Genomic DNA, 14352 nt, shown 5'->3' with positions numbered 1-14352 from the left:
AAGAAAGATCAGGAGACAGGGACGTCATGGCAACGATGGCAGCGATGCCGACCTCGGAGACGAGCCTCGGCAGCATCCTCGATCAGGTCGCGAAGGAGAAGGGGATCGACAAGAAGATCCTTGTCGAGACGATCGAGGCCGCGATCTTGAAGGCCGCGCAGAGCGTCTTCGGCCCGACCCGCGAGCTCGAGGCGCGCTTCAACGAGGACACCGGGCAGATCGACCTCTTCCAGTACATGACCGTGGTCGAGGCCGTGACGGAGCCGGAGCGCGAGATCTCCATCGCCGACGTGAACAAGCTCAAGCTGGACGCGACCCTGGGCGAGGAGCTCGGCTTCCAGGTCTTCTGGCGCCCCGAGGACGCGGAGAAGGCGCGCGATCAGGACAAGGAGTACGGCGACATCCTGAAGCTCAAGCACGGCCGCACGACCTTCGGGCGCATCGCCGCGCAGACGGCGAAGCAGGTCCTCCTGCAGCGCGTGCGCGACGCCGAGCGCGATCTCATCTTCAACGAGTACAAGGACCGCAAGGGTGAGCTCATCCGCGGCATCGTCCGGCGGTTCGAGAAGGGCAACAACATCATCGTCGACATCGGCCGCACCGAGGGCGTGCTCACGTTCCGCGAGCAGACGCCGCGCGAGACGTACCGGCCCGGGGACCGCATCGTCGCGTACGTGAAGGACATCGATCGCGAGGCGCGCGGGCCGCAGGTCATCCTGTCCCGCTCCGACCCGCGCCTCGTCGAGAAGCTCTTCGAGGCCGAGGTCCCCGAGATCTACGAGGGCATCGTTCGCATCGTGTCGGTCGCCCGCGAGCCGGGCGCCCGCTCGAAGATCGCCGTGACCAGCCGCGACGCGGACGTCGACCCGGTGGGCGCGTGCGTCGGCATGAAGGGCTCGCGCGTGCAGGCCGTCGTCCAGGAGCTCCGCGGCGAGAAGATCGACATCGTGCCGTTCGACCGCGATCCGGCGCGCTACGTCATCGCCGCGATCCAGCCCGCCGAGGTGCACAAGGTGATCGTCGACGAGGCGGACGGGCGCATGGAGCTCGTCGTCCCCGACGAGAAGCTGTCGCTCGCGATCGGGCGCAAGGGCCAGAACGTGCGGCTCGCGGCGCAGCTCACGAACTGGAAGCTCGACATCATCAGCGAGACGAAGTTCAAGCAGATGGAGGAGGAGGCGATCTCCGCCCTCCAGCAGATCGACGTCGTGACGGATCAGATCGCGAAGTCGATGTACCGGCTCGGCTTCCGCGCGCTGGAGGAGGTGAGCGAGGCGTCCGTCGAGGAGCTCGCCGCCATCCCGGGCCTCGGCGGCGCCGAGGCCGCCGAGCGGATCAAGGCGCAGGCGGACACGACGATGGAGCGGCTCCGGCAGGAGCGCATCCGCTCCGCGAGCTCGCGCACCGAGCCGCTCACCGACCGCGAGCGGCTGATGTTCATCCGCGGCGTGGGCGACCGGACCGTGGTGCTGCTGGAGGAGGCCGGGTACCGCAGCGTGGAGGACGTGCTGCGGGAGGACGAGGACCGCCTGGCGATCCGGACGGGGCTCGGCATCAAGAAGGCGCGCGCGATCAAGCAGGGCGCTCGGGATTTCGTTGAAAGCGAGCAGAAGGTGCTCGATGCAGCGCGGGCGGATGTTCGCCGCGCAGCGGAGGCGAGGCACGCGTAGGCTGTGCCCAGGGGACGAGGATGGAAGCAGCGGTGAGCAGACAGAGCGACGCGGGTGAGCGCGAGCCCTCCGAGAAGGGGCGCGTGCGCACGTGCGTCGGCTGCGGGGAGCGCGTCGGCGTCGATGACGCCCGCGGCGTTCGTCCGCTCGTCCGGCTCATCCTCGGCCCCGGCGGCGTGATCGCGGTGGATCCAGGCGACGGTGGCTTCGGGCGCGGCGCGCACGTGCACCCGCGGAGGGACTGCCTGGCGGCTGCGGTCACCCGGGGCCTCGCGCGCGCCGCGAAGGGGCGTGTCCACGCGATCGTGGGCAGCGTGGGCCCGGGCGCGGAGGGCGCCGGCGATCAGGCCGCGCCCGGCGCGGAACCGTTGACGGCCGCCTCGCTGGCGCGGGCGATCCGGGAGGCGACGGAGCGCCGGATCCAGGGGCTCGTCCGCTCCGCGGTTCGCTCGCAGCACGCGGCGATCGGGGCCGATGCGGTCGTGGGGTCGTGCGCGCGGGGTGAGGCCGCGCTCGTGATTGTCGCGTGCGACGCGGCGGCGGGCGCGGATCTGCCCGAGGTCCAGAGGGCGATCGCCGAGGGGCGCGCCGTCGCGTGGGGCAGCAAGCAGGCGCTCGGCGCCCTCGCGGGCGGCCCGCGCGAGCGCGGCGTGGCGGTGATGGCCATCTCGTCCGCGTCGATCGCGGCCGCCGTCGCGAGCGCCGTGCACGTGGTGGATACCTGCGCCCGGATCGAGCGGGGCGAAGATGCTGCCGAGGGCGGGCGCGGAAGCGCCGGTCGAAGGGGGCGGCCGGCGCGTCCTGCGTCCGCGCGATCGGACAAGAGCGCGCGGCCTGCTGGCGGCGAGGCGCCGTCCGCGCCAGAGAATGGGGACGGTCGGCTTCTTGCTACTGCGCCGGGGACCGGGGAAGGCGGCGCGGTCGGGGGCAGGGGGGTGGTGTCCGGTTCTGCCGGACGCGCCTCGACGGTGGACAGAGTGGCCGCAAATCGTCGCCCGCGCGGATGGGTGAGGCGGATTGGTTAACGTGGAGCGAGGTGCATGAGCAAAGTCCGGGTCTACGAGGTCGCCAAGCAGCTGAACATGGACCAGAAGACGCTGGTCGCGCTCTTCCAGTCCATGGGTATAGGCGACGTGCGCAATCACATGAGCGCCGTCGAGTCCGACGTCGTCGAGCGGGTTAAGCGGCACCTCGAGCGGCAGAAGTCGCCTGAGGTGGTGGAGGAGCGGATCCGCCCGACGGTCGTCAAGCGCCGCGCGCGGCCCGGGGCGGAGCCCGAGCCGGCCGAGGCGCCCGTGCGCGCTGCGCCGGAGCCGGCACCTTCCCGGCCCGCGGCTGCGCCTGCCCCCATGGCTCCTCCGCCCGAGCGCGCTGATCAGGAAGAAGCGCAGGCTCGTCGCCCCGCTCCGCCGCCGCCCACCGCTCCTGCTGCGACGCCCCCGGCGCCCGCTCCCGAGCCGGCGGTGGCTGCGAGCCCGCGTGAGCCCGCGCCGGCCCCCGCCCCCAGCGCGCCCGCTCCCGCAGCGCCGGCCGCCCCGGTCGCCGCTGCTCCGGCGGCGCCGCCCCCCGCGGCTGCTCCCGCAGCGCCGCCGGCGGCGGCTGCTCCGGCAGCGCCGCCCCCCGCGGCTGCCGCGCCCGCGGAGCCCGCGCCTGCCGCGACGCCCGCGCCTGCCGAGGCGAAGGTGGCCCCGCCCGAGGCGAAGCCTGCGGCCCCGGCTGCAGCGACGCCGCCCGTGACCGCCGCTGCGGCGCCCGCGGAGCCCGCGCCCACCCCGGCGCCGGCAGCTGCGCCCGCTCCGGCGCAGGCGGCCGCGCCTGCGGCGCCCGTCGCGCCCGCGCCCACCCCGGCGCCGGCAGCTGCTGCACCTGCAGCAGCTGTCGCTGCGCCCGCGCCGGCCCCGGCGCAGGCGGCTGCGCCCGCGCGGCCGACGCCCGCGCCTGCGGCGCCCGCGCAGGGGCGGCCGCAGTCCGCGGCTCCCGCGCAGGGCCGGCCGCAGTCCACGGCTCCCGCGCCGGCCCCGGCGCAGGCGTCGTCCCGGCCGGCGTCCGCCGCGCCGCAGCGGCCCGGTGCGCCCTCGGCGCCGGCGACCGCGTCCCGGCCGACGTCGCCGCCCGCGGCGCCCACGGCCAAGCCGGAGGAGGCGGCGGCCGGCTCGTCGGCGCAGCAGGCGCCGCGCCGCCCGTCCTCGCCGCCGAAGACCGGCATCGAGGTGTGGCAGGGTCGCCCCGGCGTCACGATGCCCGCTGCCCGCACCGGCCCGCCGGCGCGGCGCACGACGTACGACCCGCGCGCCAACGCCCAGCAGGCGCGCCCGGGTGGCCCCAGCTTCGGGCCGGGCGGCCGGTCCATGCCCGGCGGCCGGAACACTCGCCCGGGGACCTTCGGGCGGCAGCGCCCCGGAGGCGGCGGGCTCCCGCGCAAGCCGGTCCAGGTCTCCACGCAGGAGATGGCCTCGCACAAGAAGGTCATCAAGATCGAGGAGCAGGTCACCCTCCAGCAGCTCGCCGCGAAGATGAGCCTGAAGGCGACCGACGTGCTCATGCGGCTCCTGTCGATGGGCATGACGGGCGTGAACATCAACAGCACGCTCGACGCCGACACCGCGAAGATCCTCGCGAGCGAGTTCGGCTGGAGCGTCGAGGACGTGGCCGTCAGCGAGCAGGACACGCTGACCGCGGCCATGCAGGCCGGTGTCGACGCCGACGAGGACGTCGAGATCCGCCCGCCGATCGTCACCGTCATGGGCCACGTCGACCACGGCAAGACGTCGCTGCTCGACCGGATCCGGAAGGCCGCCGTCGCCGAGGGCGAGGCGGGCGGGATCACCCAGCACATCGGCGCTTACCGCGTCGAGACGCCCCGCGGCACGATCGCCTTCCTCGACACGCCGGGCCACGAGGCGTTCACGGCCATGCGCGCCCGCGGCGCCTCGCTCACGGACATCGTGATCCTGGTGGTCGCGGCCGACGACGGCGTGATGCCCCAGACCAAGGAGGCGATCTCGCACGCCCAGGCGGCGAAGGTGCCGATCATCGTCGCGGTCAACAAGATCGACAAGCCGGGCGCCGATCCGGACAAGATCAAGCGCGACCTCGCCTCGCTCGGGCTTCAGCCCGAGGAATGGGGCGGCGACACGATGTTCTCCCACGTGTCGGCGAAGATGGGGACGGGCATCGACCAGCTCCTCGAGTCGGTCCTGCTCCTCGCCGAGGTCCAGGATCTGCGCGCCAACCCGAAGAAGCGCGCCAGCGGCACCGTCATCGAGGCCCTGCTCGATCGCGGCCGCGGCCCGGTCGCGCGCGTCATGATCCAGGACGGCACGCTCCGCACGGGCGACATCCTCCTGGCCGGCGCCGCGTGGGGCAAGGTCCGGGCGATGACCGACGAGCTCGGTCGCTCCGTCGCCGAGGCCGGCCCTGCGACGCCCGTCGAGGTCCTCGGCCTCAACGAGGTGCCGAGCGCGGGCGATCCCGTCCACGCCGTGAAGGACGGCAAGACCGCGGAGGAGATCGCCGAGACCCGCCGCAAGAAGGCGTCGAAGACGCTCATCCCGCAGGACTCGCGCGTCTCGCTCGAGTCGATCACGAAGAACCTGCAGGAGGCCGATCAGCTCGAGCTCAAGCTGATCATCAAGGGTGACGTGCAGGGCTCGGTCGAGGCGATCACCCACGCGCTGGCGAAGCTCTCGACCGAGAAGGTGAAGGTCACCATCGTGAACGGCGCCGTCGGCGGCATCACCGAGGGCGACGTCAACCTGGCGGTCGCGTCGAAGGCGATCATCGTCGGCTTCAACGTCCGGCCGGCAGGCAAGGCGGGCGCGCTGGCCGAGAACGAGGGCGTGGAGATCCGGCTCTACAACATCATCTACAACGCCGTCGACGACATCCGAAGCGCGATGGAGGGGCTCCTCCCCGCGACGAAGGTGGAGAAGGTCCTCGGCCGCGCCGAGGTCCGCCAGGTCTTCAAGATCACGAAGGCGGGCATCGTGGCCGGATCCATGGTCATCAGCGGCTCGGTCAAGCGCACCGCCGAGGCGCGCCTCATCCGGGAAAACGTCGTTGTCTGGACGGGGCGCCTCTCGGGGCTGCGCCGCTTCAAGGACGACGCGAAGGAGGTGGTCGAGGGGTTCGAGTGCGGTATCTCGCTCGACGGCTACTCGGACATCAAGGAGCGCGACATCATCGAGAGCTTCGAGATCGAAGAGGTCAAGACGAAGCTCTGAGTTTCCTGAATGTTCGTCGGCGTCCTCCGTCTCCGCCTCGATATCGTCGGGGCCCGCTCCCTCAAGGACAAGCGCAGCGTGGTGCGCTCCTTGAAGGAGCGGGCGCAGAGCCGCATGCGCGTGTCCATCGCCGAGGTCGGCGTGCTCGACGACCCGAGGCGGGCGACGCTCGGCGTCGCGGTCGTCTCGAACTCGGCGGCGATGTGCGACAGGGTCCTCGCGGACGTGGCCGCGATGGCAGGGTCGCTGCCCCACGCCGTCCTCACCGATCGGGCGACCGAAATCGTGCCGTTCGGTGAGGGAGGGGCAGGGGTGGAGGGCGGCATCGAGCAGGCGCTCGACCGCGGTGATGAGGATCTGGGAGCGGCCTCGGACAGGTTCGAGGACGCTGAGGACGACGAATGAGCGGCACGGTGAAGCGGGCGACGCGGGTCGCCGAACGGCTCCGCGAGGATCTGTCCAGCCTGCTCCGGGAGATGCGCGATCCGCGGCTCGCCGGTGTGATCGTATCGCGCGTGGAGCTCACGGACGATCTGCAGAGCGCGAAGGTCCACGTGCGCCACGAGTTCGGCGCGGAGGACGCGGCGTCGCGCCGCGCGCTGCTCAAGGGGCTGGAGGCGGCGGCGGGCCGGCTGCGCAGGGACGTCGCCCGCACCATGGGGCTGCGCGTCGTGCCGACGCTGCGCTTCTTCTACGACGAGGCGCCCGACGCCCAGCGGCGGATCGAGGAGCTCCTGCGAGAGATCAAGGACGAAACGGGCGGCGAGCGCTCCTAGCGCCGAGCGCTCCTGGCGGCGAGCGCTCGTGGCGGCGAGCGCTCGTGGCGGCAAGCGCTCCTGGCGCCGAGCGCTCGCCGCCACGAGCGCTCGTGGCGGCGAGCGCTCGTGGCGGCGAGCGCTCGTGGCGGCGAGCGCTCGTGGCGGCGAGCGCTCGTGGCGGCGAGCGCTCGTGGCGGCGAGCGCTCGTGGCGGCGAGCGCTCGTGGCGGCGAGCGCTCCTGGGCACCGCGCCTTCCGGGGGCCGGCGGCCGAGCGCGGTCCCGACGCCCCGCGATCGGGCGCGATCACCGGGGGATGAGCCGGTCGATCGCCTGCGCGGGCTCCAGGTCGAAGCGCCACGGCCCCATCTTCGTCGGGGCGTCGAGCGCCGTCTTCAGGGCGCGGAGGAAGTCGCGCCGCGGCCACTCCACGGCGCCGAAGCGTTCGAGGTGGTCCGTGTACACCTGGCAGTCCACGAGCGCGAAGTCCCAGGCCACGAGGTTCCCGAGGAGCGTCGCGAACGCGATCTTCGAGGCGTCGGGCGCGCGCGCGAACATCGACTCGCCGAAGAACATCCGCCCCAGCGACACGCCGTAGAGGCCGCCGACGAGCTCGCCGTTCGACCAGCTCTCGATGCTGTGCGCGACCCCGGCGGCGTGCAGCGCGGTGTACCCGGCGATGAGCTCGTCGGTGATCCACGTGCCGCTCTGGCCCGGCCGCGGCGTCTCGCTGCAGGCCCGCATGACGTCCGTGAACGCCGTGTCGGTCCGCACCTCGATCCCGCCCCGCCGGATCCGCTTGCGCAGCGAGTGCGGGATGTGCGCCTCGCGCGGCGGCAGGACGAAGCGCGGATCCGGAGAGAACCAGAGCAGCGGCAATCCCTCGTGCGGCCACGGGAAGATGCCCCGGCGATAGCCGGCCAGGAGCCGCTCCGGCGAGGCCTCGCCGCCCACGGCCACGATCCCTGCCGGGGTCGCGCGCTCGGGCGGGGGGAAGTCGAGCTTGCTCGTGAGCACCGGGACGCGCATCGCTTGGGATCGAATCCTCCCATCAGCGGGGGCGCTTGCAAAGAGCCGCGCGGCGCGCGCGTTCAGGAGGCGCACACATAATCGGAGCCCTCGACGAAGCCGCGCGCCCCGAGGTGACCGCGGATGAGCGCGCGCGCCCCCCGCGCCCCCACGGCGACCACGATCGTCTGCCGGCCGCGCTCCAGCCGAGACGGGTCGACGATCGGCGCGCCCTGCGCGGTCCGACCGATCTTGCGCGGATCGATGTCCACGAACTGCGCCGTCGGAACGCCGTTCCGGGCGAGCGCCCTGGCCAGCCGCCGGCCTGTCTTGCCCGCGCCCCACACCGCCACGGGTCGCGCAGAGCCCAGCTTCCGCGCGAGGTAGTGCGCCTTGGCCTCGAGGAAGCGCTCGATCGCGTACCGCGGATCCGCGAACGTGGCGCGGCCCTCGCGGTGCCGCCAGCGCAGGCCGAGCTCCGGGATCTTCGCCATCGGCACGCCCGCGGCGTCGAGGCGCAGCCACAGGTCGTAGTCCTCGGCCCACGGGGCTTCGCGGAACCCGCCGACCTGCTCCAGCGCGCTCCGCCGCAGCATCACGGACGGGTGGCAGAGGGGGGACTCCACGAACATCTCCCGCGCGTGATCCTCGGGCGTGATGATCGAGTTCAGCCAGTCCACGTAGCGCAGCATGCCCTCGCCGACCGGCCCGGCAGCGAACGCCTCGACGCGCGCGCCGACGACGCCGAGCCGCGGATCGCGCCGGAGCGCCTCGGTCTGCCGCGCGAGGCGCCCGCCGACCGAGATGTCGTCGCCGTCCATGCGCGCGAGGAGCTCGCCCCGCGCTGACGCCACCGCGCGGCAGAGCGCCCGCGCGATCCCCACGCCGCCCGTCGCGATCGGGACGACCCGGCTGTCGCGCTGCGCGATGCGCGCGACCCGGGACGGGCCGGCGTCGGTCGAGCCGTCGTCCACGGCGACGACCTCGAGGTCGACCTCGCGCTCGGCGAGCACGCTCTCCAGCGCCTCCTCGATCGTCTCCTCCGCCTGCCGGTACGGGAGCAAGACGGAGACGAGCGGCGCCACGCCGGGACCATGGCGGCGCGCCGGCGCAGCGTCCAGGAGAAGGGGCTCCCGCCTGCGTCATAGATCGCGGCCCCGCCGGACGCGAACGCGAGGTGCCGGCCCGCGCCTCGCTCGTCGAGGAGCGCCCTCGTCCCCTCGTCGACGCAACGAGCGGGCGCGCGGAGCCTAGCGCTTCTTGAAGTCGCCGAGGTGCGTGACGTACCAGCGGCCCTGCCAGGAGATGACCGTGTGGACGTCGATCGTCGCCGGCTTCCCGTCGATCTCGTACTTCAGCTTGCCGTGCAGCGAGCGGTAATAGCCGATCTTGTTGACCTCGTCGCCCGGCGGTACCCACTTCGGCCTGGAGCCGACCTCGAAGCCGACGAACCGCGCGGCCTCCCAGCTCCTCCGCTTCCGGTGCATCGCCTTGACGTCGTTGAGGTAGGCGGCGTGCAGGTTGTCCCAGTACTTTCCGGGGTCCTTCACGTCCTTGAGCGGGATGAACGGCTCCTTCGGGAACCAGAACGGCTCGGCCAGCGCCGGGTCGTTCTTCACGATGGCGTCGAACAGCCCGCTGGCCCGCGCGGTGAGCTCCTCGCTCTCGAGCGGCGGCAAGATCTTGTTGTCCGGCGCGTAGGCCGCGGCGCCGGCGTCGGCGCTCGCGAGGGGCGCCGGTCCCGGGTGGAGGGCCCCGTCGGCGGCCGCTGCCTCGGCGCCCGTGCGCGCGCCTCCGTCCTGCGAGCGCTCCGTCGGCCCTGCGTCCTGCGAGGGCGGCGCCGACGAGGCCTTGGCCGCGCCGGCGCCCGACGTCGCTGCCGCTGTGGCCGCCCCCGGCGAGGCGCCGGCCGCGGTCGGCTGGGCGCTCTCGGCCGGACGGGCGTCCGGCGCGGGCGTTGGTGCCGCGCAGCCCATCACCACGGCGACAGCGCCCACGACGATTGGCTTCATCATGGGCGTGCCCCTATCGCGGCGCCCTGGCGTCGACAAGCGACGCCGGGGGCGCGGGCGCGACCGGTCCGCCCGACGGGCGGACGCCGCTCACTTCTCCAGGATGATGAACTGCACGCGCCGGTTCTTTGCCTTGTTCGCCGGCGTGACGTTCGGCGCGACCGGTCGATCCTGCCCGTAGCCCTTCGCGGCCAGCCGCGAGCCGTCCACGCCGGCCCTGATCAGCCAGGCTCGCACCGAGTTCGCGCGCGCCTCGCTGAGCGTCTGGTTGTGCTCCCGGCCGCCCGTGTTGTCGGTGTGCCCCTGGATCTCGACCTTGCGGATGTTCGGGTTCCGCTGGAGCACGTCCGCGATCTCCTCCATCAGCGCGTTCGAGTCGCCAAGGATCTTCGCCGAGTCGGTCTCGAAGTGGATCTGCTTCGAGATCTTGATCTCGTTGCCCTGCACCTTCACGAGCGAGACCTTCGGCCGCTTGTTCACCGTGAGCTGCGCGCGCGTGTCCTCGCTGGTCCGGACGTCGGCCTGGTTGACGTGGTTCATGTAGCCCTGCGCCTCGACCTTGAGCGTCACCGCGCCAGCCGGCAGATCCGGGACGCGGAAGGCGCCGCTCGCGTCGGTCGTCGCCGTCTGCTCTCGCCCCGCCGCGTCGACGAGCCGGACCGTCGCGCCTGCGACCGCATCCCCGCTCTCCGCGTCCTTCACTGTCCCGACGACGTTGCCCGTCTTGGGCAGCGCCTCGAGCGAGCAGTCGACGTCGACGAACGTCGTCCCCTGCGGCTGCGCCGGGCTCGGCGCAGCGCCGGGCAGCCCCGGTTGCGCACCGAACGGACCGGTCTGCCCGGGCTGCGGACCGAACGCGCCGGGCTGCGGACCGAACGGATCGGGCTGCCCGGGCTGCGGGCCGAAGGGCCCAGGCTGGGGGCCGAAGGCGCCGGGCTGCCCCGGTTGCGGACCGAAGGCGCCGGGCTGCCCCGGTTGCGGACCGAAGGGACCCGGCTGAGCGCCGAAGGGCCCCGGCTGAGCGCCGAAGGGCCCCGGCTGAGCGCCGAAGGCGCCGGGCTGCCCGGGCTGCGGGCCGAACGCCCCGAGCTGCCCAGGCGCTGCCCCGCCGGCGGCGACCGTCGCCTGGCACGTGCCCGGCTTGTAGCCGTTCGCGCGGATGTTGAACGTGTACGTCCCCGGCTCGAGGTGCCGCGTGAGGAAGCGGCCGTCCGACCCTGTCGCGTACGGCGGCTGCGGGGCGCCCTCGACCGTGACGATCGCGTCCGCCACCGCCGCGTCGGGCCTGTTCTGCTCGTGAACGAACCCGCGCACGAAGGTCTGCGGCGCCGGCACGAGCTGCGGCGGCTCCCGGACGATCTGCGGCGCGGGGGCCGGCGGCGGCTCCTTCTGCTTCGTGTCGTACGCGTAGCCGATCCCGAGGTAGAGCGTCCACGGCGCCTGCGGCGCGACCTCCTCGATGAACACGGAGGTCGCCGACAGCCCGAGGTCGAACGCCGCGTGCCCGGACAGCCCGCGGAACGCCTTCTCGAACGGCGTCACGCGCACGCCGAGCGACAGCCGCGACGGCGCCGCCGAGTAGCCCGGACCGCCCTGGTTCTGCGGATCGGGCGACGCGAAGTCGTCGAGCCCGAGGCAGACGTCGCCGCGCGACACGCGGCTCGTGTGGCACTCGTAGCCCTGCCGGTTCACCGGGATGTCGAGCGTGTACTCGAGGTACGGCTGCACCTTGGGCAGCGGCATCTCCACGCCGATGTGCGTCTGGAAGAAGTCGACCCGGTTGATGCCGAGCCCGAACCGCTCGATGCGCGAGATCGGCTGCCGATCGCGGCCGTCCGTGAACGCCAGCGCCCGCTGCTTCTCGACCTCCTCGACGAGCACGCCGGAGTTGTCGAGCTTGTAGCCGAGGTTCAGGTTGACCCGCAGCGGGAACCCCTTGCCCTGAGGCTTGCGGAGATCGAGCGTCGCGAGCCCGCGGAAGACGGCGCTCGTGCCGCCGCCGGCCAGGCCGACGTCGCCCGTCCCGTTCAGCAGGAGGAGCTGCGCCTCGCCGCCGAAGCTGAACGGCTTGCCGATCTTCGTCGGCGTGAACGCCTTCACGCCGAACGTCGTGTCGCCGAGCACCTGCAGCAGCCGGGGGCGGCCTTGATCGTTCGCGTTCGCGAACGTCCGGATCGCCGCGTAGCCCTCGAGGAAGGGCAGGGGGGTCGCGTTCAGCGCGAAGAACGCGCCCACGTGGCTCGCCGAGTCCTCCAGCGCGTCGGGGCCGCAGGTGATCGGCTGGCCCGCGGGCGTCGATTCCGTCGGGTCGCAGAGGAAGCCGCTCGTCGAGAACCAGTCGAGCATGAAGGACACCCGGAAGGTGCCCGGCGCGCCGGAGCCCGCGGTCGACGTCCGCAGGAGGCCGGTCGAGCCCCAGAGGTTCGGCTGCGCGGTGAGCGACAGCGCGCGCTCCTGCTCGTCCCACGCCGTGGACGAGGGCGCCGTCGCGCTGGCCCGCGCGCCCTGAGCGCCCACGGATGCCTCCGCGCCGAACGTGAAGCCCGCGTCCGGCGCCGGCTGGCCCGGAGCCGTCCCGGGCTGCGGCGCACCCGGCTGGGGCCCGAACTGCGGCGGGGGACCGCCCGGGAATCCCGGCTGCGGCGCGCCCGGCTGGGGCCCGAACTGCGGCGGGGGGCCGCCCGGGAACCCCGGCTGCGGCGCGCCCGGCTGGGGCCCGAACTGCGGCGGGGGACCGCCCGGGAACCCCGGCTGCGGCCCGAACTGGGGCGCGTCTCCTGGAGCGCCCGGCTGCGGCCCGAAGGGGCCGGGTTGCGCGGGAGGAGGCTCGGTCCCGAACGGCCGAGGCGGCGCCGGCTGTCCTGGGAGCGGCTGCGGTCCGAAGGGAGGTTGCGGTCCGAAGGGAGGCTGCGGCTGCTGCGCCTCGGCGGCGCCCGCGAGCGTGAGACAGCCGACGAGCGGCAGCGCCGTGAGCGCAGCGCGCCGGGGCCTGTCGGCGAACACCTTCCGAAGCGTATGCATCGAGCCTCATCCGCGAGGTCGATCAAGGAAACGCCCGCCAATCGGGACGGCAAAGACCTCGCGCGCGGCCCGTTGTACCACTGCGGGCGGCACACGAAACAGCGGTTTTCGTCGACGGCAGATTCGCGACAAGCCGCGCCGCACGGCTCAATAAGTGCGGCCTCACCGCGCCGAGGCCCGGTCGTCGGCGCGCTGCCGAGGCCCGGTCGTCGCTGCCTTCTCGAGCGCGGCGCGCGCGCCGTCCGTCGAGCGGTGTGCGCGCCGCGCTGCCGTACGGGCGACCTGGTCGCAAACGTGCTCGGCCGCGGCGCCTTGCGGATGGCGGTGCTCACCGGACGCGGATGGGGGGCTCCCCGGGCGAGGCAGAGCCACCGTCCAATTCAGCGGGCGCGCATGCTAGGAAAGCCACCATGGCATCCCGCGGGCGTATCCTGATCGTCGACGACGAGGCCAACGCGCGCGCGGCGCTCTCCGAGATCCTGCGCGAGGAGGGGTACACCACCGAGACCGCGGCGGACGGCTTCAAGGCGCTCGGCAAGCTCGAGGAGTTCGCGCCCGATGTGGTCCTGACCGACCTGAAGATGCCGGGGCTCGACGGCATCCGGATGATGGAGAAGGCGCAGCTCGCGCTGCCGGACGCGACGTTCGTCGTGATGACGGCGTTCGGCACCATCTCGAGCGCCGTCGAGGCGGTGAAGAAGGGCGCGTACAACTACCTGACGAAGCCGCTCGATTTCTCGGTGCTCGCGGTCGTCGTCGAGCGCGCGGTGGAGCGCGCGAAGCTGCTCCAGGAGAACTCGCGGCTGCGGGAGCGGCTCCGCGAGCGCAACGCGTTCGGCCATGTGATCGCGAGCCACCCGAGCATGGTGAAGCTCGTCCGGCTCGTCGAGCAGGTGGCGCCGAGCCGCGCGAGCGTGTTGATCGTGGGCGAGACGGGCACAGGCAAGGAGCTCATCGCCGAGATGATCCACCGCGCGAGCCCGCGGGCGAAGGCGCCGCTCGTGCGGCTGAACTGCGCCGCCCTGAGCGAGTCGCTCCTCGAGAGCGAGCTGTTCGGCCACGAGCGCGGCGCCTTCACCGGCGCGGTCGGCCGCCGCGAGGGCCGCTTCGAGCAGGCGAACGGCGGCACCCTGTTCCTGGACGAGGTGAGCGAGATCCCGCTCGCCACGCAGGTGAAGCTGCTGCGCTTCCTGCAGGAGCGGACCTTCGAGCGGGTCGGCGGCAACGAGACCCTCAAGGTCGACGTGCGGATCCTCGCCGCGTCGAACCGCGACCTGCGCCAGCGCATCGCCGAGGGCCTGTTCCGGGAGGACCTCTACTATCGGCTCAACGTCGTCACCCTGGAGATCCCGCCGCTCCGCGAGCGCCGGAGCGACATCCCCGAGCTCGCGACGTTCTTCCTGGGCCGCTATGCGCAGGAGAACGGCAAGCGCATCGAGGGCTTCACGGACGAGGCGCTGTCGGCGCTGACGAGCTACTCGTTCCCCGGCAACGTGCGCGAGCTGGAGAACGCGATCGAGCGCGCGGCGGTGCTCTGCGACGGCCCGCGGATCGAGCTCCGGCACCTGCCGGCGCAGATGTCGTCCGAGCCGGCGGAGGCGTCCGACGCGATGCCGCGCATCCCCGGGAGCACCATCTACGACCTGGAGCGCTACGCGATCC

Annotated in this window: 9 protein-coding genes and 1 pseudogene; 6 read left to right on the top strand and 4 right to left on the bottom strand. The window is 73.2% G+C overall.

Features of this window, described 5'->3' with window-relative positions; genetic code table 11:
• Positions 1–26 precede the first annotated feature (26 nt).
• Genes nusA through rbfA form a run of 5 tightly spaced genes read left to right on the top strand, consistent with a single transcriptional unit; the run spans position 27 to position 6669 of the window.
• Positions 27–1670, top strand: coding sequence for a transcription termination factor NusA (gene nusA, locus WMF24_RS30800; RefSeq protein ID WP_437730988.1), 1644 nt, complete (start codon positions 27–29; stop codon positions 1668–1670).
• 32 nt (positions 1671–1702) lie between these two features.
• Positions 1703–2695, top strand: coding sequence for a DUF448 domain-containing protein (locus WMF24_RS30795; RefSeq protein ID WP_437730987.1), 993 nt, complete (start codon positions 1703–1705; stop codon positions 2693–2695).
• Positions 2696–2710: 15 nt separating this feature from the next.
• Positions 2711–5893, top strand: a complete 3183-nt coding sequence (gene infB / locus WMF24_RS30790; protein WP_437730986.1) for a translation initiation factor IF-2 — start codon at positions 2711–2713, stop codon at positions 5891–5893.
• Positions 5894–5902: 9 nt separating this feature from the next.
• The gene (locus tag WMF24_RS30785; RefSeq protein ID WP_437730985.1) at positions 5903–6298 is read left to right on the top strand and encodes a DUF503 domain-containing protein; all 396 of its coding nucleotides are present in this window, start codon (positions 5903–5905) and stop codon (positions 6296–6298) included.
• Positions 6295–6669 (top strand): 30S ribosome-binding factor RbfA, encoded by a 375-nt coding sequence (rbfA, locus tag WMF24_RS30780; RefSeq protein ID WP_437730984.1) that lies wholly within the window; start codon positions 6295–6297, stop codon positions 6667–6669. Before WMF24_RS30785 ends, rbfA begins: the two co-directional genes overlap by 4 nt.
• A gap of 286 nt (positions 6670–6955) precedes the next feature.
• On the opposite strand, the gene aat is transcribed toward rbfA, so the two are convergent.
• The 4 genes from aat to WMF24_RS30760 form a co-directional block, all read right to left on the bottom strand.
• On the bottom strand, positions 6956–7678 hold the full coding sequence (gene aat / locus WMF24_RS30775) for a leucyl/phenylalanyl-tRNA--protein transferase (protein ID WP_437730983.1): 723 nt from the start codon (positions 7676–7678) through the stop codon (positions 6956–6958).
• A 62-nt stretch (positions 7679–7740) separates the two neighbouring features.
• The gene (locus WMF24_RS30770; RefSeq protein WP_437730982.1) at positions 7741–8742 is read right to left on the bottom strand and encodes a glycosyltransferase; all 1002 of its coding nucleotides are present in this window, start codon (positions 8740–8742) and stop codon (positions 7741–7743) included.
• Positions 8743–8907: 165 nt separating this feature from the next.
• Positions 8908–9672 (bottom strand): hypothetical protein, encoded by a 765-nt coding sequence (locus WMF24_RS30765; protein ID WP_437730981.1) that lies wholly within the window; start codon positions 9670–9672, stop codon positions 8908–8910.
• Between the two features lie 87 nt (positions 9673–9759).
• Positions 9760–12690 (bottom strand): carboxypeptidase regulatory-like domain-containing protein, encoded by a 2931-nt coding sequence (locus WMF24_RS30760; protein WP_437730980.1) that lies wholly within the window; start codon positions 12688–12690, stop codon positions 9760–9762.
• A gap of 341 nt (positions 12691–13031) precedes the next feature.
• Between WMF24_RS30760 and WMF24_RS30755 the strand changes: the two are divergent.
• A pseudogene (locus tag WMF24_RS30755) lies at positions 13032–14036 on the top strand (sigma-54-dependent transcriptional regulator); the annotation flags it as partial.
• Between the last annotated feature and the right edge of the window lie 316 nt (positions 14037–14352).

This window comes from Sorangium sp. So ce1335 (genome assembly GCF_051521615.1).
Taxonomy (GTDB): domain Bacteria; phylum Myxococcota_A; class Polyangia; order Polyangiales; family Polyangiaceae; genus Sorangium.
Note: the sequence above shows the minus strand (reverse complement) of the source record. Positions and strands in the feature narration are given on the sequence as shown.